This is a genomic window from Sulfuricurvum sp., assembly GCF_028681615.1.
GTDB lineage: Bacteria > Campylobacterota > Campylobacteria > Campylobacterales > Sulfurimonadaceae > Sulfuricurvum.
Genome location: NZ_JAQUHV010000010.1, coordinates 57,574 through 80,014, shown reverse-complemented (window position 1 = coordinate 80,014; position 22,441 = coordinate 57,574). Strand labels below are relative to the sequence as shown.

Here is a 22,441-nt window from a genome sequence, read left to right as displayed (position 1 = left end):
TGATCATCCACACTCTCATAACGAGGACGAACTTCCCCATTCACTTTTGCATCGCTAAAGAGGGTAAAACCGTCTGCACTCAGTACATTCGGCAACAAGGTTAATACAGCTACTGCTGATAGTGTGATTCTCTTCATCTTCTTCTCCTAAGTTTAAAATCGATCTTTGAGATCGCCGTTGTATTTGATATCTCTTCTTGTGGCATTTTCGTCATTTAGCCATTCAGGGAGAGTATTACCTGCTAGTTCTAATTTGTCACGTTCAGCATTAAGTTCGTCTTCACTGAATGCAAAGGACATATCCGCTGAGATGACATGTTCCATTTCTTGAATTCGGATAAGTTTTGGAATCTCTTCTTCAACTCCCTCACCCTCGATGGTTACGATAATTCGGCCTTTTTCATCATGAAAGTGATAATCACAGAAATCTGCTTCTTTAAAAATTTCGACCATTTGATCAGTGTATTTTGGGTTGGTTTGCACCACGATGCTTGAGATATTCACGGTATTCTCCAATAATAAATTTTGTTTTCTTCACCTGAGCCGATCAGTTGATGTTCATCCAGGAAAATCAAGGTACCCAAGAGAACCTCTCCACCTTGTAGACGGGCGATATTGGCTTTGGACGTCGTATCAAAGACCTGTAATTCGTTTTCCGTACCGTCGGTATAGACCCCTATGGATGCTGAGGGACTTAGACCCACCGCATACACAAAAAAGTCGGTTTCGATAAAGTAGCTTCCACCTGCACGGTAGAGGCCGACACGTCGATCCTGTCCTGCGCTGATGATCGTATTTTGTTTGTAATCAATATGATTGATATTATCGACGTTAATGCCGCGTAGTGTTTTCACGTGATGTCCGCTTTTAACCTCGATCATGGTGATTTCTCCCCCTTCATCGGCAATCGCGACAAGATTTTTAGAGGGGCTTAGAACCATGTCTCTAAATGCGCCTCCGCCTGCCTGGACTTGATAAACAAGGGTGTTTTTTGAAATATCCATAAGAATAATAGTATCACCCGAGAGACCGAGAAGTACATGATCTAGGTCAAGAAAACGGACTTTTTTGATCAGTAATCCGCGGGTGTTATCAATAATTTTGAGTGCTTTTCCATCTCGTATCAGATACACGTTTCGAAAAGCTTCCCCGCTTTCAGAGACTAAAACGGTTGAATCTTTATAATGATCCACAGAATAAATTTTTGGTGAAATTGATTTTCCATCACTGTTTTTTATATCGGGGATGCGAAGAACACTAACCTTTTTAAAGGTTTTTGAATCGAATATCTCAACGCCTGCACCATCGGTTGCCGTATAAATTTTCCCATCATACACAACCATGTCACTGATGAGAGCACCAGTTTTGATTACGGCAGCGGGAGGAACCGCCGCATGGAGGACAAATACCAATCCGTACAATAGGGCTAAAAGTTTCATGATACTATCTCGATAGCCGCATTCGGACATACGGCAACACAATAACCGCACGCAGTACATTTTTCAGGGATGATAATAGGGTTAAACATCCCCTGAAAGACAATGGCATTTTCCATACAAGGATCTTTACAAGCAAAACAGATTGTATCGTGGTGGGACATGCACATCATTGAGGTGATGCGAGCCCGCCCCTGGATAAAACGGTCCGGGTCATTTAAAACATTTGGAGTACACGCTTCCATACACTTGTGACAATCACTGCATCCGTTGGTTTTAAAATCCAGAAAAGGGATCCCTTTCTCATCACGGTGGATAATTTTCTCTTCACACGCGCTGACACACATCCCCTCACAACTGCGGCATTCATTAAACGTTGCCGCTATAGATGCATACGGAGGACGGATCGGACCACGGTTCTCTTTGAAAAGTGAACCTAAAGCACCGAAAAAATTGCGACGTGTTGAGGTTGACATCTTATAATCCGTTTCCGACTTGTACACCGGCATCAATTTCATCGATCAAATAGGATTTATTTTTATGTTTTTGCCCTTTTTTATCGGTGTAATCCGGTTTGAAGTTGCTCTCAACCCGTAATTTACCCTGAGTTTGCGGAGCGTGACATTGTGTACAGTTGTAGCGCCCTTGCCAGAGCTGTCCATGCAGATCTTTTTTAATCATTTGATCATTGCTTTCGGATTTGAAATTATCATCCGCATCCGATTCTACATGAGGGCGGAAGTTGGTAAAGTGTGTTTTCGGGATCGGTGTCGCTCCCATCGTTATTGCAACATCCGGCATATGACACCCGAGGCAGGCATTATTGTTTTTGTCAATTTCACCGAGGTCACTGATATCATGAGGAATCATCGGCGGTGCATTGACATAGGCACGTTCGATCTTTTTGGATGTCCCCGGAGCTTCTTTGTGGTAGTTCGTACCATCGGGTGCAGCAGTATCTTCCGTATACACTTCCGCTTTGCGCATTCCCAAATCTTTTTCGTCTATACCGGCATTGGCATTGCTCGCGGCATAGACACCGCTGATTAAAATACAAGCAGCTACTAGGCTACCGATGATTCGATTTGCTTTCATTCTTCATCCTTTGGTTGTTTTAACTGACTTCGAATCGAAAATCCGAGCGCGTCTTCTTTACAAACATCAACACATCTGCCGCAATTGGTACATTCACCCATTAAGACACTTTCACTGCTGCGATTGATCATATGGAGTACCTCTTTTTCAGGGCACACCGTAATACAATCTCGGCAATCGGTACATTTATTGGCATCATGGTGAACACGGATAAGGGAAAATTTGCCGATAAGCGCATACGATGCACCCAAGGGACAAATATAACCGCACCATCCGTTTTCGTGAACCAGCAGATCAAATAAAAATATGACTGCTAAAGCGCCGCCGCCCATACCCATACCGAATACGGCTCCTCGATGCGCCATTGAAACAGGGCTGATCAGCTCAAATGCCGCCACCCCCATCACCGCTGATAGAACTAAACTAAGACCTAAAATCCAATATCGAAGCGATCGGCTCATATAAAACCGTTTTTGGATTTCTGAAAACTTCATTTTACGACGCAGCCATGCGGCTGTATCGGTAATCATATTTATGGGACAAACCCAGCTGCAAAATGCACGTCCGCCGATAATCCCGTAAAAGAGAGTGACGATAAGTGCCCCGGCTATGATGTCTATTCCCAATGTTGCACCTGTCACAGCGATTTGAAGCACTGCATACGGATCCGCTAAAGGAACTTTACCCATCAGTAATGAGGCACTTAGATCACCTCGTAGGATTTTCCATCCCCACGCATTCGCTCCGATATAGAGCACTAATATTGCGATTTGGGTAAACCGTCTCATCAAGAGATATTTATAATGTTTCATCACAGCCCACTTTCGTCATTGAGTGAATCAAGGGCACTTTTTTCACTTAATTTGGTTTTGGTGGACTCATGCGGAACTTCTTTCTTGACACTTTCAAGACGTTGTTCATCTTTAGGATCCCATCCTTTGATGTAATGATTTCCCGCTTCCCCCATCGCTAATGCTCTTGGTAAAACGTAAATCGCTGCTTTTTGAGTGACACAGGCATGTTCACACATACCGCATCCGGTGCAGACATCTGTATGTACAATGGGGACGAGAAACGCATGTTTTCCCGTCCGCTCATTTTTAGAGTATTCGATCGTAATGGCTTGACCCATTAAAGGGCAGGCACGATAACATGCGTCACACTGGATACCCCATGTCGCAATACATGATTCTTTATCGATAACCGCCAGTCCCATACGGGCTTTATTGATATCGAGCTTGGCATGTGCATTAACATAACTGCTGACCGAAGGTTCATTGAGTGCACCGCTCGGACATACCGGAACACAGGGAACATCGCTGCACATATAGCACGGTGTCGTACGTGGGGTGAAGTAGGGGGTTCCCATAGGAAGGTTATCCCCTGGCTTCGCCAGTTTAAGCGTATCATAAGGACACGCTTCCACGCACAATCCGCATTTAATGCAGTTTTTGATGAACTCTTCTTCTTTTAACGCACCCGGAGGGCGTAAAATCAACGGAGCGGCTTTTACCTCACCCACATAGGCACTCCATACCAACGCACCCATCGCACTGAGCCCGATTCCTCTCGCAATGGAGAGGAGAAAGCGGCGACGATCGTTTGAAGGAGAATTTTTCATGACTTTTTCCGTTACGCTTTATAGATTTTGACAGCGCATTTTTTATGGTCGATTTGTTTGGAAATCGGGCAAGTATGATCCAGACAAACTTTATTGATAAATACTTTTTCATCAAACCAAGGAACAAATACGAGTCCGCGCGGAGGTCGGTTACGACCGCGTGTTTCGACGTGCGCTTTAACTTTGCCGCGACGTGATTCGACCCATACCATATCCCCTTGTTTGACACCCCGTTTTTCAGCATCTTTCGGATGGATGTAACAGAGTGCTTCAGGGACAGCGCGATAGAGTTCAGGAACCCGCATCGTCATTGTTCCGCTGTGCCAATGTTCGAGCACACGACCGGTACAGAGCCAGATATCATAGTTAGCATCCGGTACTTCGGTCGGTTCCATATACGGTCGGAAGAAGATTTTTGCTTTTCCGTCCAAATGGACTTTCTTTTTATCTGTAACCCCTTGGAGATTACCCGATGGGATCTCTTTAAACGCATGTCCGTAGAATGAGAATGGTCCGCTGTTCGCTTTTTTAGCGTATGGATCGTATTTCGCGTTGTAGCGCCATGCAGTTTCTTTGCCATCCACAACCGGCCATTTCAAACCGCGTACTCTGTGATAGGTATCAAAGTCTGCGTAGTCATGACCGTGTCCGTCACCGAATTTACGGTACTCTTCCCACAGGTATTTTTGGAGGAAGAAGCCATACCCTTTAAACGGTTTGCCATCACTTCCGATAACGTTACGTTTATCCCCCGCAGCTTCAGAGTTTTGGTACCCTTTACCGACCGGATCAGGCCATTTAAAGCTTTTAGCAGTCGGATTGGCATACAAGACATCATAAAGGGTATCGGTTTCTTTGTATCCCATTTCTTTGGCAGCACCCATGACATCCGGTAATCCGCCCTCAAGCCCTGGGATTTTTTGCGCACCCCATACTTCTTTGATCGTAAAGCGTTTGGAGAGTTCAACGAACTGCCATGTATCGGACATCGCATCCCCTACCGGAGTTACCTGCTGACGCCAGTGTTGAGTACGGCGCTCCGCATTACCGTATGCACCCCATTTTTCGTACATCATGGCACTCGGTAAAATCAAATCCGACACTTTGGCCGAAATCCCCGGATAACCATCGGAGGTAACGATAAAGTTATCCATTTCACGAGCGGCTTTAATCCAGTGCTCCGCATTACCGGTATCCTGATACGGATTACACACACTTACCCATGCGAACTTCACTTTACCGTCTTCGAGGTCACGGTGAATCTGGGTGAAATGGGATCCGTTTTTCGGATTGATCGTACCGGCTGGAATGTGCCAGATCTCTTCGGCTCTTTTACGATGGTCTGGATTCATAACGACCATATCTGCCGGTAGACGATGACTAAAGGTTCCTACTTCACGAGCGGTTCCGCACGCTGATGGCTGACCGGTAAGGGAGAACGCGCCGCTTCCCGGTTTGGCTTGTTTACCAAGGAGGAAATGGATCATATACGCTTGTTCATTTACCCATGTACCACGAGTGTGTTGATTGAATCCCATCGTCCAGAAAGTGAGACATTTGCGTTTTTGTTCGATGTAAAGATCAGCCATTTTTTGAAGTTTGACTTTAAAATCTTCTATGCTCTCATCCGGATCACCTTTGGCAACATGTGCAGTATACTCGAGAGTATAAGGAGCAAGCCCTTTTTTGAACTCTTCAAAAGTGATTTGCCAATGATTATTAGCAGTTTCAGTATTTTTCATTTGAAGTGTATCACCCGCTTTATAGCCTAGATACCCAAGACTTACCCCCTCATCGGCAGTAAGAACTTTTGATTTTTGTTTCGCTGCGGTATCAAGTTCGCTTTTTTTGTATTTTGGATGATGAATATCTTCACGCAATCCGTATCCGATATCGACGGGGCCGGTAGCGAATACGATGTATCGGTTGACAAAATCCCAATCGATCGCTTCAGGGTGGTTATATACAATCTCACGGGCGATGTAGTTGAAAATTGCCAAATCGGTATTAGGTTTAAAGATGATCTCAACGTCGGCAAGGTCCATGGTACGGTGCTTATATGTTGAAAGAACGACGACTTGCACTTTGTCCGGATTGCTCAGTTTACGATCGGATACGCGAGACCAGAGAATAGGGTGCATTTCCGCCATGTTGGAACCGAATGCCACAATGGTTTCAGCCAGTTCGATATCGTCATAACATCCCGATGGCTCATCCGCACCGAAAACGTTCATGAACCCCGTAACGGCAGATGCCATACAAAGACGAGCATTCGGATCGATATTGTTGGTACGGAAACCTGCTTTCATCAGTTTAAGGGCAGCATTACCTTCTAAAATGGTTTGTTGCCCTGAACTGAACATAGCAATACCTGTCGGCCCTTTTTCTTTGAGAGCAGACTTGATCTGCACTTCCATCTCATCAAACGCACGTTCCCAGCTGATCGGTTTAAATTTACCATGTTTGTCAAATTGACCGTTATCATTCATCCGTAAAAGTGGCTGAGTCAAACGATCGGCACCGTACATGATTTTCGCGTTAAAGTACCCTTTGATACAGTTAAGACCACGATTGACGGGAGCAAGCGGGTCACCTTTGACCGCAACGATACGGTCGTCTTTGGTCGCCATCATAATTCCGCAACCGGTTCCGCAAAAACGGCATGCCGCTTTATCCCAGCGCCATCCCGCTTGCGCTTGGTTTGAGGCAGCCTCTACGCTTGCAGGAACTGCCATCCCTACTGCTGCTGCTGCAGATGCGGCGGCGGCACTTTTTAAAAACTCTCTTCTATCTAACGACATTGAAAACTCCTTAATGAAATCACGTTCAATCCATACCATACGGCTGGACCCCTTAAGATTTCCTTATGCTATGAAATGACTCATGCACTTCAAACATTGTAAAGCAATTCAAAAAAAAAGTATTTGATCTAAGTCAAAAGAAGAAGAAAAGAAGGATTGTATTTGAAACGCCTTTAGGCGTTTCGGATTGAATTAGCAGACTCGAGGTTGCTTTTGAGTTTTTTTAGACGTTGAGCGGTGTGGTGAAGTTCTTCACTTACCTGGATCATCATGTCTTCACTCTGTTCCAGCAGTTTTTCGGTTTCAGGAGCTGAACCGATCAGCATCGCGGTAGCGGCTTCGCTTTTTTCGACCGCTTCGGTAGCATTTTGGATCGCTTCTTCTACATTCTGTAAGAAGTATTCGATATGGGCGCATGCAATATCAAGTTCATTTCCGCGTTGAACACCGATGTTTTCATTTCCGCTGATCGATTTCGAGTGTTCCAAAAATTTGTCAAAATTTCGTTGAATTTGTAACGTTGTACGTGCCATATAAAGGATAACTCCAAAGGAGATAAGAGCTAACATGATTTGAATTCGATGAGCAATGACCCGTTTTTCCATCATATATTCTTGGTATTGGGTTACCGCCTGATCCATCAGGAGCAAGGTTCTATCCCCGTCATCATAGATAGTTTTCAGATCATAAAGATTATGGTCTCCTTGTAAATAATGGTCAATGAGGGTTCCCATTTTGTTCCAGTGATCGTATACTTTTAACATAGTTTTTTCGATTTTTTCGTTTGAAAAACCTTGATATTCGTTCGTGGCTGTACTGAGTTGTTTGAAATTGCGGTCAAATTCCTGACGTGCTGATTGGAGCCGCTCATACGCACCTTCTTCATCCAATAAAAGTCTGTGCAGCTCTAAAACGGTCCGCTGAGAAAGCATGCGCTGTTTTCCAGCTGTATTGATCACTTTGGCATCAAACTGTTGATCCGTATTGAGCCAAATATCAACGAGAATGATTGTAATAAGATTAAGAGACAGAATCATAACGATCCAACGTACTTTGGTGGATATGGATTGCATTTAGAGTCCTTCGTTGAAATATCGTGTCAGTTCTTCACGTTGTAAAACAACTGTTTTATGATCTTCTTCCATAATTAGCCCTTTACGGATAAATTTAGCCAATACCCGTGAAAGGGTAGCTGGCTGGATATTGAGTCGATATGAGATCTCCTGTTTTTTAAGCCGATTATACAGATCAAGCTGGTCATAAAGCATCTTGGCTACTTTGGCAGTGACGTCATATACCATTCCCATACTTACCATACAGTCCACTCGTTGTTTTTGATCGGCGAGGAGATTGACCAAATTGATTAATAGTGAAAAATCGGTTTTAACGACCTCTTTAAAAATTTTAAGATCGAATGATACCACACGGCTTGGAACTAAAAATTCTATATTACTGAAACAGCTGATCGTATTGCATTCGAGTGTACCGATATCAGTCAGTAGAGTTTGATCCGAGAGGGTATATAAAAAAACTTCGTTATCAAAGCGATCCACTTTATAGAGTTTCACTTCCCCTTCGACGAGAAAATAGACGCGGTTAATATCATCTTCCTCATACATCAAAATATCAGATGCATTGTACGATTTAAATTTGGAGGTTGAAGACAATAGGGATAGTTTTAAAGGATCGCACTCTTTAAAAAAATTAAGATCCTCAATCATAGATGTCATGGTTAACCTTTATACAGTGAAAATTTATGATAACGCAAACTACACATTTGATGATTGATGTAAATCAAGAAATTGCTCTTATGAATCGGTTACTATTGAATAATCGATAAAAATAAGGATCAAATATGTTGCGAGATCGTTTTGACCGTAAGGTCACCTATTTACGTGTTTCGGTTACGGAGAGATGTAATTTTCGCTGCCGCTATTGTATGGCTGAAAAACCCTTTAGCTGGGTACCTAAAGAAAATCTATTGAGTTATGAAGAGCTATTTGAATTTATCAAAATCGGAATCGACAACGGTATACGAAAGATCCGTCTTACCGGAGGTGAGCCGACGACGCGTGAGAATCTTGATGAGCTGATAACGATGATTCACACCTATGCACCCGATGTAGATATCGGACTAACCACAAACGGTTTCTTATTGCCTGCTCAAGCCGAAAAACTAAAAAATGCGGGATTACGACGTGTTAACATTTCTCTTGATTCTTTGAATGCTAAAACACTTAATTATATCGCACAAAAAGATGTTTTAGACCAAGTGCTCGCAGGAATCCGTGCAGCAGCCGATGCAGGATTATCCGTTAAACTTAACAGTGTTATCCTGCGTGGAATCAATGATCATGAAATTGTGCCGCTTTTTGAGTATGCACGAGAACTTGGTGCACAAATCCGCTATATAGAATATATGGAAAATTCCCATGCAAGCAATGCACTTCAGGGGTTACGGAGTGATGAAATCATAGAAATATTAGGAAAATCCTATCCATTCATTCCGATAGAGAAGGAAATGAGTGGACCGGCTAATTTGTATGAAACACCTGATGGGTATCGATTTGGAACGATCGAACCGCATCGTCATGATTTCTGTGCTACATGCGACCGTTTACGGCTTACGGCAGAAGGGGATTTAATTGGGTGTTTGTATTTCGAGGGAGCCAAAAGTATCAAAGAAGCAATTCGGGAAGGTAATATCAAAAAAGCTACCCAAATTTTAGAAGATGTCGTATTTAACAAACCTGAGAAAAATCTTTGGGGCATCGAAAATATCGAAGTATCCTCCCGTGCTTTTTATCGCACCGGAGGATAAATCTGTATCGATAAAGCTATTTTATAAAAATAATAAGTGAGTTTGTATGATTCAGTGGCTACAAAAAATGGAAATATCTAAAGCATATAAATTGTCAATGGTTTTGATTGCGTGTTTAGTAAGTTTATCTTTCTTTAACATTTTTTTTCTTATAGACAAACACAAAGAGTATGCTCAACTCATCAATCTCAGTGGTAAACAGAGAATGCTCGCAGAACAAGCTCATTCAACACTGCTACAGATATTTTATAATCCATCAGATGAAAATTACCATGAGCTTGAATCTATTTTAAAGACTATGCACAAAGATTATGTTTCATTAAAAAAATCGTTTATTAATATTGCCTTTGATGCCCCAAATATTTATACAAATGGATACAAAAATAGTGTTTTAAATGATTTGTACGAACCAAAAGCTTTATTACTACTTCCGAAAAATGATCAAAAAATTAGAGACATTTTGGATCATCGTGAACAGATAATTGGAGAGCTCAATCTTGTAGTCGAACAACTTCAGCAAAAAAGTGATAGTTTAAATGAACTTATGATCAAAAGGGGCGCTATTTTACTTTTAATTATTTTGATAACGTTGGGGATAATTTCCATACTTATTTTTCAGCCTTTATTGATGAGATTAAATACTCATCATCAAGTCATTACAAAATTAAATAGTGAACTAGAACTTAGAGTGCAAGAACGGACAAAAAGATTACAGAAAATGCTAGATATTGTTAACCAGTATGTTTATTCCAGCTATACAGACACTAAAGGCGTAATTACATATGTAACCGACGCTTTTTGTGAATTAAGCGGATATTCGCGGGAAGAACTTTTGGGTAAAACCCACAGTATTATAAAACATCCGGATTATAAAAAAAATGATTTTAACTCTCTTTGGCAAACATTATTAAAAGGAAATGTTTATAAAGGCATAATTAAAAATCGGAATAAAAATGGAAATGACTACTGGCTTGAATCGTATATCGTGCCTGATGAAAATGAGGATGGAACCATTATTGGTTTTCAGGCATTCAGACAAAATGTTACCGATAAAATACGACTTGAAGAGTTGAATAATGAACTTGAAAATCGTGTAGCCGAACGGACGAAAGAGATCGAACGGGTTGCAGTTACGGATTCCTTAACCGGACTTTTTAACCGCCATCGTTTTAATCAAGAGTTAGATGATGCATTAGCTTTGTACAAACGGTATCAAACTCCAGTAACCTTGGCTATTTTGGATATTGACCATTTTAAAACTATCAATGATACATATGGACATAATATCGGCGATGAGACACTCGTTATACTCGCGGAATTGCTGCAAAAACAAATGCGTCAAACGGATAAATTAGCACGTTGGGGCGGTGAAGAATTTGTTATTCTTTTTATTAATACTGAACTTAATGGAGCACTGATTGCAGCAGAGAGTTTACTTAAGGCTATCCGAAATTTGACCTTTAGAGAAGTTGGTCAGGTTACCTGTAGCATTGGATTGGCAGCATTGATACCGACAGATACTTCTAAGAGTGTTTTGCATCGTGCGGACACATCTTTATATAGAGCAAAAGAGCGGGGTCGCAATAGAGTATGTTATCAATATGTAGGCTAAATATTAATATTATAGACTTTGAAACCATTCCAGATTTTTATGCAAAGAGACAGTTTCACCCACAACAATAAGAGCGGGCGAATGGATATGCCGTGATTCATCAACGATGGTATCAAGAGTAGCAAATACCTGTTTTTGTGTAGGCATAGTCCCATTTTCTATAATGGCGCAAGGGAGTGACGAATCCAATCCGTTATAGAGTAAAGATCTGATGATTTTATCTAATCTATGTAATCCCATCAAAATAACGAGGGTTTCATTTTCCCGCAATACTCCTGCATCGAAGTCTTCAGAAAAAACTGTTTGATGCCCCGTAATAATGCGAAAGGAAGTATTGATACCCCGATGCGTTAGCGGAATCCCTGCATATGCAGGTACTGCGATTGCAGAGCTGATTCCGGGGATAATTTCAAATGCAATTCCATTTTTTGAGAGATACAGGGCTTCTTCGCCTCCGCGTCCGAATACCAGCGGATCACCCCCTTTGAGGCGGACTATTGTGTCATGTGTATGTGCATATGCCACCAAAAGAGCATTGATTTCCTCTTGAGGGAGAGTATGGAGGCTATCTTCCTTTCCGACGTAGATGAGAATTGCCTCTTTTTTAGCTTCACGCAATATCTCATCATTAATAAGTCTGTCATACACAATAACATCCGCTTGGTGAATCAGACGTAGTGCTTTAACCGTTAAAAGATCAGGGTCTCCTGGACCTGCTCCCGTTAAATAGACTTTACCACCCATACTTCCTCTTATAAATATTCATTTTATAGTATTGTAAACGAACTCATCCTTAGACTGCTTGACGAAAATCAATTTGTGAATATATCTTGATGTACGTCAATGGTTATTATTCCTTTACTCTCTATAATCGTAAATGTTTTTACTAGGAGTTAATAATGTCATGGATTTTATATATCCATATTCTCGCTGCATGTGCTTGGATAGGAGGGAGTATTGTCCTCTTTGGATTGGGTGTTTTTTTAAAAGACAAAGCAACTCAAGAAGCAGTATATGGCGCAATCGGGCCGTTTTACGGCTATTTTGAAACCGTGTGGCTGCTCATCTTAATCGGTACGGGATTCATTTTGGGAGACCATTTTCACCTGTTTACTGTGATCAATAGCGAAACAGAGCTTGGTTACTATGTAAAATGGAAGCTCTTGTTGGTTGCGGCTCTTAGCATAGCAACGATGATTCATCTCTATATTGCATTTTCTACCCATAAAAAAACACGCAGCTTGCGACAAAAGCTCCTCTCACGAGGGGGTTCGATGGCTATTTTTATTCTCAACCTAGCCATATTGTGGGTTGCGATTAACATTCGATCAATTTTATAAACAGGAGATATCCGATGATTACAATACCTAATGATGCACAAAAGATTGCAGTAGAAGACGCAACGGTTGATTTTGTCATGTTTAACAATGAAGGGACAACCTTTTATGTTTTCGATACTTCACGATGTGAACCACCTGAACCGATGGTTAATGCTATGGCCGGATTACGCTTGATCGATGGACCGGATAAGCACCTTATTATGATTAACCATAAAATGCCGATGGGGCTTTTCAATAAAATTGGTGACGATTTTGAAATTCAATCCCGTACTCGCGAAGACGGTTTGGCAGAAGCGATTTTTTCATTCAAAGGCTCTGTAGACTTGAATGATCCGCGCTACAGTGCAGCATGCCACGGATAGATCATGGTTCAGATATCGAGTGATTTTGCTCCGCCGCTGCGGATCATCGCTCCTTTTTTTATTGCAGGTACTTTGTTTTATGGGTTGAGTATTGCAGGACTTTTGTGCATCAATAATGATATTTCATGGCTTGATTTGCACTGGATCGGATTAGTACATACCTATTTGATCGGCTTTGTGATGATGATTATAATAGGTGCCTTGGCGCAGCTGCTTCCGGTGGTATTGGAGAAAGGGCATTGTTGTGTTGGGTTTTACCCGATCATTTTTACTTTTATAACGGCGGGGACTGTTTTACTGTTTTTAGGTTTTTGGCTTTATCCGTTGCTCCTCTCGTATGGCGGACTGATAATCATGCTTGGATTTGCCATATTCGGGGTTGAAGTCGTGCTGACCGGTAAAAAAGACCTCCTTCGAAACCTCTCCACCCGTTCAATGGGGTATGCCGTATTTTTTATGCTGATTGGGTCGTTGATAGGGTGGATTATGACTTTAGGTCTAGCGGGGACGATCAACTCCAATCCGACTGCCTTCATCGATGTGCATGCCATAACGATGTTGGGCGGGACTGTGATGATGATCGTTATCGGCATCACCCAAATCCTTCTCCCTATGTTCGGTTTGGCACACGGGTTTAAAAACACCCCCTCAATCTGGGCAGTCCGTATGATGGCTGCAGGAATAAGTGTGTATTGGATCGGCAAGATGCTATCTTTAGATCTGATCCTTTTTATAGGTGCTTTTTTTATTGTGTTAAGTGTACTTGCGTATGTCTTGCAAGTGATTTTGATCGCGCGCAAAAAAGCCCGAAAAGAGTTTGATATTTGGTTTCGCTCATTAGTTGTTGCCTATGTATCACTCTTTCTTGCGTTAGTGAGTTTAGTTGCTGTTGGATATGGAAATGAAAAAGGGTGGATACTTTTTGGATGGCTGTTTGGTGTTGGGTTTTTAGGATTTATGATTACCGGTCATTTGTATAAAATCATCCCCTTTTTAGTCTGGTTTGACCGCTACAGCCCATTGGTGGGGAAACAAAAAGTGCCAATGCTGCACCAAATGGTTCCAAAAAAAAGCGCTGATTTCCAGTGGGGGTACTCCGCTATCGGAATGTTCACCGTAGCGCTATCTTTGATTCTTAACAACAGTGATCTATGGCATGGAGGTCTCTCCTTTTTATTGATCGGGAGCGTGTTTTTAATCCGTAATGTCTTTTGGATGTTACGGTTCAAATAGGAGAATTACAATGGAACCAGTCACAAAATCTGAAGTTTATGAGGCTATCAGCACCGTAATCGATCCCGAAGTCGGATTCAACCTTGTTGAACTTGGTCTTATTTATGACGCTCAAATCGATGAGAACAATCATGTCAAAGTTATTATGACATTATCGACACAAGGGTGCCCGCTGCATCAGATGATGATGGAGTGGGTGAGAGAAGCGGTTGAACGACTCGAAACGGCCAATGGATGTAGTGTTGAAGTGGTGTGGGAACCGGAATGGAATATCACGATGGCCAGCGATCATGTCCAACAAGCCCTCACTGCTGGAGCAGGGATGTGGTAAAACTGAGGCGTTACCTCTATGCTTCAGCATGGATGGTGCTTTATTTTATCAAATGGCCGATTGTGCTGGGTATACCGTTGTTGTATACCTTAACAACGTTCGAACCCCATTTGATTATGAATACTCTATGGTTTATTTCTTTAAGTGCAATCATATGGGATATTGTCGTGAAATTTTTACAAGGGTAAATAGTTTTGATCGATAATATCAATAATCCCGATTTGAATAGATGTAAAAAACAAGAAATAAAGTATTGATAATTTTTAATAGTCATGTCATTCTGGAGAAACGTATGGAAATCACAGAAAAAAAATTAAATAAGCGTGAACGGCATAAAGCAACTTTGTCTCCATATGAATATTATCCGCAGATAGAAACACTGGATTTTAATGGGATCAGTGAGGGAGATGGCTTTTATTTGCAGGATTTCGGTATTTTTAATACTCCTATCGAAGAAGAAGAGTATACCCTGCGCTTGCGAATCAGTGCCGGGAGGATAACACCGTCTCAACTTCGTTCTATTGCCAATATTTGCCATAATGAGAATCTTGAGATAATCCTCACTGCACGTGCGGGTATGCAGTTGCATGGATTGAGCAGTGACAATGTGTTAAGACTGTTTAATCAGATCAATGCCCTTGGAATATCAACATGGCAGACATTTGGGGATAATGTCCGTAATATTGTTACCGATGTTTACGATGGACTTGGATGTTATAGTGTAATAGAAACCTATCCGATTATAAAAAAAATGGAAGAGTATTTTCTCAAAACACCGCATCTTGTGGGTATGCTGCCGCGTAGAATATCTACCGGTATTTCCGGAAACAGTGCTAACGTCACTTCCTTTTTTGCCAATGATCTTTATTTTGCACTGGCAAAGCGTGGAGATATTTTTGGATTTAATGTTTATATGGGTGGTAAAAATACGGAAATCGCCCGCAGTGCCGACATTTTTCTGCTTCCTGATGAGGTTGTATCTTTTTTTATAGCATTTATCGAAGCATTCAACAAACATGGATTACGTTTTACCCGCTCACGGACACGTCTTTTTTATCTGCTTGAAGATATTGGCATGGAAATATTTGTGGAACATATCGCACATGAATACCAAAAAACTTGGCAAAAAGCAGGCGAATTGGTTTTAGAAAAAGCTCTATTCTCACAATATCATCAGTTACGGGATGGAAGTTATGCTTTTTGTTATGAAAGTAATTTTGGACGTGTACGTGCGGAAGAGTTGAGTGCTATAGCGGATTTTGCCGAGGCACATTCTGCAGAGGTACGTATTGGTATTGATCATAATATTTACCTCTTAGGACTTTCTGAACAATGTGTCCCCTTTGAACAGCTCATAAAGAGCCAAACCGTTGTAGCGTGCGCAGGCAGTCATTATTGCCCTTACTCATTCTGGAATATTAAAGACGATGCACAATTGCTTCCGTTGGAAAAAATACATGAGCATCGTATTCAAATAGGAATTTCAGGCTGTGCAAAAGGGTGTGGAAGACATCAACATTGCGATATCGGGCTCATCGGACTGCGTACGAATAATTTCGGTGATACAGACAAAGGGGCTCGTATCTATATCGGTGCCGAACACTCTGCCGGTATCAGTACAGGAAGAGAACTGTTTGAGATGGTACCGCTTGAACATATTCGATCGGTGATCGATAGTATTATAGATGAGTATGAACTGAGCGGGTGTGATACGTTTGAATCCTTTTCCACAGATATATTAAATCAATACTCCGTAGAATTTATTGCACTATGGATTTTGGCGAAATTGGAAAGCGGTTCTACGATGACATTGCATGCGATAGATACTCAGGGTAATCTTTGTGAAGAAGATCAATTTATAATAGAAAAAGAGCTGCTTTTTCAGTGCTTTCCCAAAACATCGTATTTGCCACTGATTGATGACAATTTTAGTGATACGATACGACAGTTGAGCAAAAAACTATGGAGTGTTGGGAAAAGCGATACAGAGATCGCTCCTCAAATTAAAAAATTGCTTACCAGCAAAAAATACTGGGAAGTTTGAAACTTTTTGTCATCAAGGATTGAAATTTTTCAATCCGCCTTGAAGGTACATGACGTGTTTGAACCCCAATTGTTGTAGGCGTTGCGCTGCAAATACCGATCTTGGCTCCAATGCGCAATAAACCACGAATGTATCATCTTTAGAATATTTATCCAGGATTAGTTTTGGATATTTTATTTCGAGAAATCCCCGTGAAATCTTGACCTGACGGTCATACTGGATCGTACTTTTTTCCCATTCATCCGGATCTCTTACATCCAATAAAATGATTTTTTCATCTGCCATTAACTCTTTGAGTTTTTGAGGTTCGATAGGATCAACGTGTGCTTTTGCTTCTTTCAGCATTACTTTCGTTTCTTCGGATAATGACGGTGCATCCGCCCAACTTGATACAGATACTATGAGTAAGGTAAGTATTAGAGATGACATTTTAAACATTTGAATTCCTCTTAGAAAGATTCAAACATAGTAACAAATCAAGATAAGAAAAAATTTGATGTAAGTCAATATAATAAAGTAGGTTGAGGATTAATCGAGGATGTTGGTTGCGGAAACAGGATTTGAACCTGTGACCTTCGGGTTATGAGCCCGACGAGCTACCGGACTGCTCTATTCCGCGGTAAAAAAAGTGGGTTTCTAATGTCTATCTTTATATAGGGTAGAAGTCTAAGTCTAGATTGGTTGCGGAAACAGGATTTGAACCTGTGACCTTCGGGTTATGAGCCCGACGAGCTACCGGACTGCTCTATTCCGCGGTATAAAAGGTGGATGGGGAGGAGGGATTCGAACCCCCGAATGACTGGACCAAAACCAGTTGCCTTACCGCTTGGCGACACCCCAATGTTCTCGTTAAGAGGCCGAAATTATAGACACTTTTGTCAAATTTGTCAAGTGCTTCGATAATAACGGAGTTAAATAAGTACATTTTTTTGATTGTGATAGTTTTTTAACCCTTTTACTCTATAATTGCTTACTATATTAATTACAAAAGAGTATTGAATGTCAGCAGTGCAACGTGTTTTGGATGCTATCGAAGAATTTAAGAAAGGGCATATGGTTATCATGGTGGATGACGAAGATCGAGAAAACGAGGGAGATCTTGTTTACGCCTCGGTTTTTTCGACTCCGGATCATGTTAATTTTATGGCCACACATGCCAAAGGGCTGATATGTGTGGCCATAAATCCTTCTACTGCTAAACGTCTGAGCCTTGAGCCGATGGTTAAATCGAATACTTCTATGCATGAAACGGCTTTTACGATCTCAGTAGACGCTACGGTTGCTACAACAGGTATTTCAACCTATGAGCGCGATATGACAATCAAAATTTTGGCGAATCCTCTTTCTCACCCTTCGGAATTGGTTGCACCGGGACATATTTTTCCGCTCATCGCAAAAGAGGGCGGGACACTGGTTCGGATCGGACATACGGAAGGATCGGTCGATCTCTGCCGTCTTTCAGGTCTGGCGGAGTCTGCAGTCATATGTGAAATCATGAAAGATGACGGAACGATGGCTCGTCGTGATGATTTGGACGTTTTTGCGGTAAAACATAATCTTAAAATCGTTTATATCTCCGATATCGTTGAATTCCGTCTCGCGAATGAAACCCTGGTCAAAGCGGTTTCGGAAGAAGAGATCGAGTTTTTCGGCGTACATGTCAAAAAGTACGAGTTTGTCGATCACCAAAACAACCGACACACCGCTATCGTATTTTACAAAGCGGGAGAGACTGCAAACGTCAAAGTCCATAACGTTGTTCCGGATATCGACTTGCTCCTCAACCAAAGCAAATACGCCCATTTGATCGATTCGATCAATTATCTCAAACACAACAGCGGTGTATTGCTTTTCATCAATAAACCGCACCATCAGCAGGTCAATATGAAAGAGTACGGAATCGGGGCACAAATTCTAAAATCTCTAGGGGTGAAACACATGCGCCTCATTGCAGAATCAAAAATATCTGATTTTGCGGGACTTAGCGGTTTTGGATTGGATGTTGTTGAGACGATAAATCCCGCATAAAAATATTTATTGTTGTTATGCATTTTTAAGGGTAGATGTTTTACAATCAATGATTATAAGAATGGAGGAAGCAAAATGGAATTAAAAAATATTGCCAAATCGCTTTTGATAGCAGGGATGTTCAGCATGGTGGCGATCCAGTTCACCGGATGCGGTGCGGCGCATACTGCGATTAAGAAACGTAATCTGGATGTTCAAACGAAAATGTCAGAAACTATTTTTTTAGAGCCGACGGAGCCGGAAAAAAAGGTGATTTTTGTTGATGTCCGCAATACCTCTGATAAAGATATTGCAGTGAAAGAGATTCTCACCAATGCATTGATAAGTCGCGGATACTCGATCACCACAAGTCCTCAAAAAGCCTATTTTATGCTTCAAGTCAATGTACTGCAAGTGGGTAAAACGGATCTTCGCGGAGCTCAAAGTGCATTGGAAGGGGGATTCGGCGGTGCCGTTATGGGTGCTACTGCCGGATATGCCATGCATAATTCCAACTCAAATGCTGCGGCAGGCGGTCTGATCGGTGCTGCTGTCGGAGTGGTTGCGGATGCACTTGTAGATGATACCTACTATAGTATGATTACCGATGTACAGATCCGTGAGCGTCCGTTGGCAGGAGAGATGGTGACCCAAACTCAAAAAGCCAAGCTCAAACAAGGCAGTTCAACGAATGTGGATCAGGATATCCAAGGCGGTAAAATGGAGTGGAAAACTTATCGTACTCGTGTCGTGAGTACGGCGAATAAAGTCAATCTCGATTTTGCTGAAGCACAACCGGTATTGCAAGATGCATTGGGGAAATCACTCTCCGGTCTTTTTTAATCAACACTTTCCCGCCCCGTTTCGGGGCGCTTTTTATTCATCCATGTGAACAATAATACTCCTAAAACCAATCCGGTACTGTCCGCAAAAATATCTTCCAGCGATGCTTCACGTGTCGGTAAAAATGCTTGGACGACCTCAATAAACACGGCATAGAGTAACAGAGAAACAACGATGCGTTGCGTGCTGTGAGGAAAAGCAAACTTATATAAAAGTATCAAAACAGTAAAAGCGGCGGCATGATTGAGTTTGTCGCTCAAAGAGACAACCGGAGGAAGACCTGAATAATCGGGAAGAAAAGCGAGTGTGGATATTAGAATTAATGCAGTAAAAAAAATGATCTTAACGATCAATGTTTCATTGCCTTGATAAACGATTCATAGATATTTTCAAGCTGTAAGTCTTGTTCCAAAATCTCTTTATTGTCCTGAACCATATAGTGTTCCAATACAGCGACACGTCGGAGTAGGTATTCGAACATCTCTTTATTGATATCGGGAAGTTTGTTATGGCTGAATGGATCTTTGTCCCGCCCTTTTTGGATAACGTGAGCCGGAATCCCTATCGCCGTACTATTGTCGGGTACTTCACGAACTACTACGGAGTTCGCTCCGATCTTAGAGTTGGCACCGACCGTGATATTGCCCAGTACTTTAGCTCCGGCACCGATAACGACACCGCTTTTGATCGTCGGATGGCGTTTTCCGGCAATGAGGCTGACACCGCCGAGTGTTACCCCTTGATAGATCAAGACATCATCTTCGATAACCGTCGTTTGTCCGATAACGACACCGAAGCCGTGGTCGATAAAAACACGTCGTCCTATCGTCGCACCCGGATGGATATCAATGTTGGTAATGATTTGATTAAGCCCCATGATGAGACGGGCAATGGAGCGGAACCCTTTTCGATAGAAACGATTGGCGATACGGTACCAAAAGATCGCCCATACGCCCGGATAGTTAAAAAAGAGTTCAATTTTAGAACTTATAGCCGGGTCATTTTTATAAACGTTCGAAAAATCTTCGGCTATATCTGAAAAAAGTCCCAAATTCAATCCTTAGCGTGTGGTTCGGAGATACCCGTTTTGATAGAGGTACATTTCTAGTTTTTGAAGTGTATCACTTTTTTCTTCTTCTGTCCTAAAATCGCTAACAGCAAGTTTATTTTTAAGGTTGGTTAGAAGTTTTGAGGAGTCATATCCGATATCTTCGAGAATATTGAGGAGATTATCAGATTCCGTAAAGTTTTCAATCTCATATCCCGTGTCGTTGATGAGAATCGTACACTCACTCGGATGGGTAAATAAATTGTGATTCATCCCCAATGTCTCCTGGTAGGCTCCGACGTTGAAAAAACCGAGAAAATATTCTTCTTCATCCAAATCTATATCATGCAGATAGAGAGGGGTTTCCGGTTTAAAGCGGATTTCACCGTCACTGTCACAGGTAATATCCCACAAACTTGCTGCACGTATTGCCGGAACATCAAGACGATTTAACGGCATGATCGGAAATTGCTGTTGCAATCCCCAGTAATCGGGAATACTTTGGAAAATCGAACTATTGATCAAATACCGTTCTTGAAGTTTGACTTGAAGCCGTTCAATTTCAGGCATTGGGTTGTCCTGAGAAAGATAGAGCGATTTTTTGATGATCTGATGTACCAAAATCTCGGCGTTTGATCGGTCTTGTAAATCGATATGACCTAAATTAAACAATGTTAAAAGCGATTCCATATGATCGAGTGCATCATGCATGTATTCAATACAGGTGCGTGGTGAGAGCAGCGAATTAAGCTCTCTCAGCTCTTCGATGAGCGGTGGATTATTCTCTTTAAGTTTGAGTGATTTGGCCTGATAATCGTGTGAAAAAAGCTCTAGGACGGGAGCAATCAATACTGAGTGGGAAGCGACGATAAAGCGTCCTGATTCGGTGAAAATATCCGGATGCTCGACCCCTTTGGCATTCATGATTTCGCGCAGTAGAAACACCACACTGTTGGAAAACTCTTCCAAGGTATAGTTGCGTAAACGCCCCGATGTGTGTTGGGAATATTCGACCGCTAAACCACCGCCGATGTTGATCGCCCCAAGCTTAGTCGCACCCATTTTTTTCAGTTCGGCATAAATATTTCCCGCTTCGCGCAAAACCCGCTTGAGAGTCGAGATATCTTCCATTTGGCTTCCGACATGGAAATGAATCATGCTGAAATGCTCAACGAGATTATTTTCTTGGAGCATGTTCATTGCTTCAATGAGCTCGGTTGATGTGAGACCGAATTTAGAGCCTAATCCGCTGCTTTTAGCCCAGATACCGCTTCCCTCGGATTGTAGACGGATACGAATACCGATATTGGGTATTTTTAGATTGCATGACTGTGCGACGTCGATAATCCATTCCAGTTCACCCAACCCTTCGATCGTGATCGTGATATTATGGCCCATTTGGGCTGCCATAAATCCAAGGCGTACCATCTCTTCGTCTTTAAAGCCATTGACGGTAATAGGGGACCCGATAGCGGTTTTTGCCATGGCAATGGCAAGTTCGGCTTTGGAACCCGCTTCCAAACCATACCCGTATTTTTCTCCAAGTTCAACGATAGCGTCTACTGCCTCAGGAAATTGGTTTACTTTGAGAGGAAATACCGCACGGAATTTACCGGTATAATCGTTTTCAAAAATAGCACGATGAAAATTAGAGTACAAAAGGTCGATTTGTTTGCCGATCAAATGGGGAAAACGCAGAATCAACGGCCCGCGCAGATTGGTTTTACGAATTTTCTGGCTGATTTCAATGAGTGACGGGGAACTTTTATAATTAACTTTGACAACGCCCTGATCGATCATGAAGTTGTTTTCACCCCAAATGTCAATACCGTAATTTTGCATAGTTGT

Annotated in this window: 23 protein-coding genes and 3 tRNA genes; 9 read left to right on the top strand and 17 right to left on the bottom strand. The window is 41.9% G+C overall.

Going from position 1 to position 22,441, the window contains the following annotated elements:
* Positions 1-152: 152 nt before the first annotated feature.
* The 9 genes from PHE37_RS09985 to PHE37_RS09945 form a co-directional block, all read right to left on the bottom strand.
* Positions 153-503: a chaperone NapD gene (locus PHE37_RS09985; RefSeq protein ID WP_299996615.1), complete on the bottom strand. Its 351-nt coding sequence runs from the start codon at positions 501-503 to the stop codon at positions 153-155.
* Entirely contained in the window at positions 500-1,438 is a 939-nt protein-coding gene (locus PHE37_RS09980) for a hypothetical protein (RefSeq protein ID WP_299996612.1), read from the bottom strand. The genes PHE37_RS09985 and PHE37_RS09980 overlap by 4 nt, the downstream gene beginning before the upstream one ends.
* On the bottom strand, positions 1,435-1,911 hold the full coding sequence (locus tag PHE37_RS09975; protein ID WP_299996609.1) for a 4Fe-4S binding protein: 477 nt from the start codon (positions 1,909-1,911) through the stop codon (positions 1,435-1,437). The genes PHE37_RS09980 and PHE37_RS09975 overlap by 4 nt, the downstream gene beginning before the upstream one ends.
* A gap of 1 nt (position 1,912) precedes the next feature.
* Positions 1,913-2,530 carry a nitrate reductase cytochrome c-type subunit gene (locus tag PHE37_RS09970; RefSeq protein ID WP_299996606.1) on the bottom strand — a complete coding sequence of 206 codons (618 nt, stop codon included), beginning with the start codon at positions 2,528-2,530 and terminating at the stop codon, positions 1,913-1,915.
* Positions 2,527-3,342, bottom strand: a complete 816-nt coding sequence (napH, locus tag PHE37_RS09965; RefSeq protein WP_299996604.1) for a quinol dehydrogenase ferredoxin subunit NapH — start codon at positions 3,340-3,342, stop codon at positions 2,527-2,529. Before napH ends, PHE37_RS09970 begins: the two co-directional genes overlap by 4 nt.
* Positions 3,342-4,151 (bottom strand): ferredoxin-type protein NapG, encoded by an 810-nt coding sequence (gene napG, locus PHE37_RS09960; protein WP_299996601.1) that lies wholly within the window; start codon positions 4,149-4,151, stop codon positions 3,342-3,344. Before napG ends, napH begins: the two co-directional genes overlap by 1 nt.
* A gap of 11 nt (positions 4,152-4,162) precedes the next feature.
* The gene (gene napA, locus PHE37_RS09955) at positions 4,163-6,952 is read right to left on the bottom strand and encodes a nitrate reductase catalytic subunit NapA (RefSeq protein WP_299996598.1); all 2,790 of its coding nucleotides are present in this window, start codon (positions 6,950-6,952) and stop codon (positions 4,163-4,165) included.
* Between the two features lie 173 nt (positions 6,953-7,125).
* Positions 7,126-8,025, bottom strand: coding sequence for a type IV pili methyl-accepting chemotaxis transducer N-terminal domain-containing protein (locus PHE37_RS09950; protein ID WP_299996595.1), 900 nt, complete (start codon positions 8,023-8,025; stop codon positions 7,126-7,128).
* Positions 8,026-8,682, bottom strand: coding sequence for a Crp/Fnr family transcriptional regulator (locus PHE37_RS09945; RefSeq protein ID WP_299996592.1), 657 nt, complete (start codon positions 8,680-8,682; stop codon positions 8,026-8,028).
* Between the two features lie 125 nt (positions 8,683-8,807).
* On the opposite strand from PHE37_RS09945, the gene moaA reads away from it, so the two are divergent.
* Both moaA and PHE37_RS09935 read left to right on the top strand, forming a co-directional pair.
* The gene (moaA, locus tag PHE37_RS09940; RefSeq protein WP_299996590.1) at positions 8,808-9,773 is read left to right on the top strand and encodes a GTP 3',8-cyclase MoaA; all 966 of its coding nucleotides are present in this window, start codon (positions 8,808-8,810) and stop codon (positions 9,771-9,773) included.
* Between the two features lie 46 nt (positions 9,774-9,819).
* Complete coding sequence (locus tag PHE37_RS09935) at positions 9,820-11,385, top strand: sensor domain-containing diguanylate cyclase (protein WP_299996588.1); 1,566 nt, start codon at positions 9,820-9,822, stop codon at positions 11,383-11,385.
* Positions 11,386-11,394: 9 nt separating this feature from the next.
* On the opposite strand, the gene cobA is transcribed toward PHE37_RS09935, so the two are convergent.
* Entirely contained in the window at positions 11,395-12,129 is a 735-nt protein-coding gene (gene cobA, locus PHE37_RS09930; protein WP_300008554.1) for a uroporphyrinogen-III C-methyltransferase, read from the bottom strand.
* 155 nt (positions 12,130-12,284) lie between these two features.
* On the opposite strand from cobA, the gene PHE37_RS09925 reads away from it, so the two are divergent.
* From PHE37_RS09925 to PHE37_RS09905, 5 genes are all read left to right on the top strand, one after another.
* Positions 12,285-12,725 (top strand): hypothetical protein, encoded by a 441-nt coding sequence (locus PHE37_RS09925; RefSeq protein ID WP_300008552.1) that lies wholly within the window; start codon positions 12,285-12,287, stop codon positions 12,723-12,725.
* 14 nt (positions 12,726-12,739) lie between these two features.
* Entirely contained in the window at positions 12,740-13,087 is a 348-nt protein-coding gene (locus PHE37_RS09920) for a hypothetical protein (protein WP_300008550.1), read from the top strand.
* Between the two features lie 3 nt (positions 13,088-13,090).
* Positions 13,091-14,320: a hypothetical protein gene (locus PHE37_RS09915; protein ID WP_300008548.1), complete on the top strand. Its 1,230-nt coding sequence runs from the start codon at positions 13,091-13,093 to the stop codon at positions 14,318-14,320.
* A 10-nt stretch (positions 14,321-14,330) separates the two neighbouring features.
* A complete protein-coding gene (locus PHE37_RS09910) occupies positions 14,331-14,651 on the top strand; it encodes a metal-sulfur cluster assembly factor (RefSeq protein WP_300008546.1) in 321 nt (106 codons plus the stop codon).
* Between the two features lie 292 nt (positions 14,652-14,943).
* Positions 14,944-16,695: a nitrite/sulfite reductase gene (locus PHE37_RS09905; RefSeq protein ID WP_299998028.1), complete on the top strand. Its 1,752-nt coding sequence runs from the start codon at positions 14,944-14,946 to the stop codon at positions 16,693-16,695.
* A 12-nt stretch (positions 16,696-16,707) separates the two neighbouring features.
* Here the strand turns inward: PHE37_RS09905 and PHE37_RS09900 are convergent, their stop codons facing one another.
* The 4 genes from PHE37_RS09900 to PHE37_RS09885 all read right to left on the bottom strand — a co-directional run bounded on the left by PHE37_RS09900 (position 16,708) and on the right by PHE37_RS09885 (position 17,535).
* Positions 16,708-17,133 (bottom strand): rhodanese-like domain-containing protein, encoded by a 426-nt coding sequence (locus PHE37_RS09900; protein WP_299998026.1) that lies wholly within the window; start codon positions 17,131-17,133, stop codon positions 16,708-16,710.
* Positions 17,134-17,237: 104 nt separating this feature from the next.
* A tRNA-Met gene (locus tag PHE37_RS09895) sits at positions 17,238-17,314 on the bottom strand.
* Between the two features lie 59 nt (positions 17,315-17,373).
* Positions 17,374-17,450: transfer RNA gene (locus tag PHE37_RS09890), tRNA-Met, on the bottom strand.
* 10 nt (positions 17,451-17,460) lie between these two features.
* Positions 17,461-17,535: transfer RNA gene (locus PHE37_RS09885), tRNA-Gln, on the bottom strand.
* Between the two features lie 159 nt (positions 17,536-17,694).
* Between PHE37_RS09885 and PHE37_RS09880 the strand changes: the two genes are divergently transcribed.
* On the top strand, positions 17,695-18,723 hold the full coding sequence (locus PHE37_RS09880) for a bifunctional 3,4-dihydroxy-2-butanone 4-phosphate synthase/GTP cyclohydrolase II (RefSeq protein WP_299997070.1): 1,029 nt from the start codon (positions 17,695-17,697) through the stop codon (positions 18,721-18,723).
* A 75-nt stretch (positions 18,724-18,798) separates the two neighbouring features.
* Positions 18,799-19,545 carry a complement resistance protein TraT gene (locus tag PHE37_RS09875; protein ID WP_299997067.1) on the top strand — a complete coding sequence of 249 codons (747 nt, stop codon included), beginning with the start codon at positions 18,799-18,801 and terminating at the stop codon, positions 19,543-19,545.
* On the opposite strand, the gene PHE37_RS09870 is transcribed toward PHE37_RS09875, so the two are convergent.
* The 3 genes from PHE37_RS09870 to speA are packed head-to-tail and all read right to left on the bottom strand — an operon-like array spanning position 19,542 to position 22,435.
* A complete protein-coding gene (locus tag PHE37_RS09870; protein WP_299997064.1) occupies positions 19,542-19,898 on the bottom strand; it encodes a VanZ family protein in 357 nt (118 codons plus the stop codon). The genes PHE37_RS09875 and PHE37_RS09870 overlap by 4 nt on opposite strands.
* Positions 19,895-20,596 carry a serine O-acetyltransferase gene (cysE, locus tag PHE37_RS09865; protein ID WP_299997062.1) on the bottom strand — a complete coding sequence of 234 codons (702 nt, stop codon included), beginning with the start codon at positions 20,594-20,596 and terminating at the stop codon, positions 19,895-19,897. The genes PHE37_RS09870 and cysE overlap by 4 nt, the downstream gene beginning before the upstream one ends.
* A 9-nt stretch (positions 20,597-20,605) precedes the next feature.
* Positions 20,606-22,435 (bottom strand): biosynthetic arginine decarboxylase, encoded by a 1,830-nt coding sequence (gene speA, locus PHE37_RS09860; RefSeq protein ID WP_299997059.1) that lies wholly within the window; start codon positions 22,433-22,435, stop codon positions 20,606-20,608.
* Positions 22,436-22,441 lie beyond the last annotated feature (6 nt).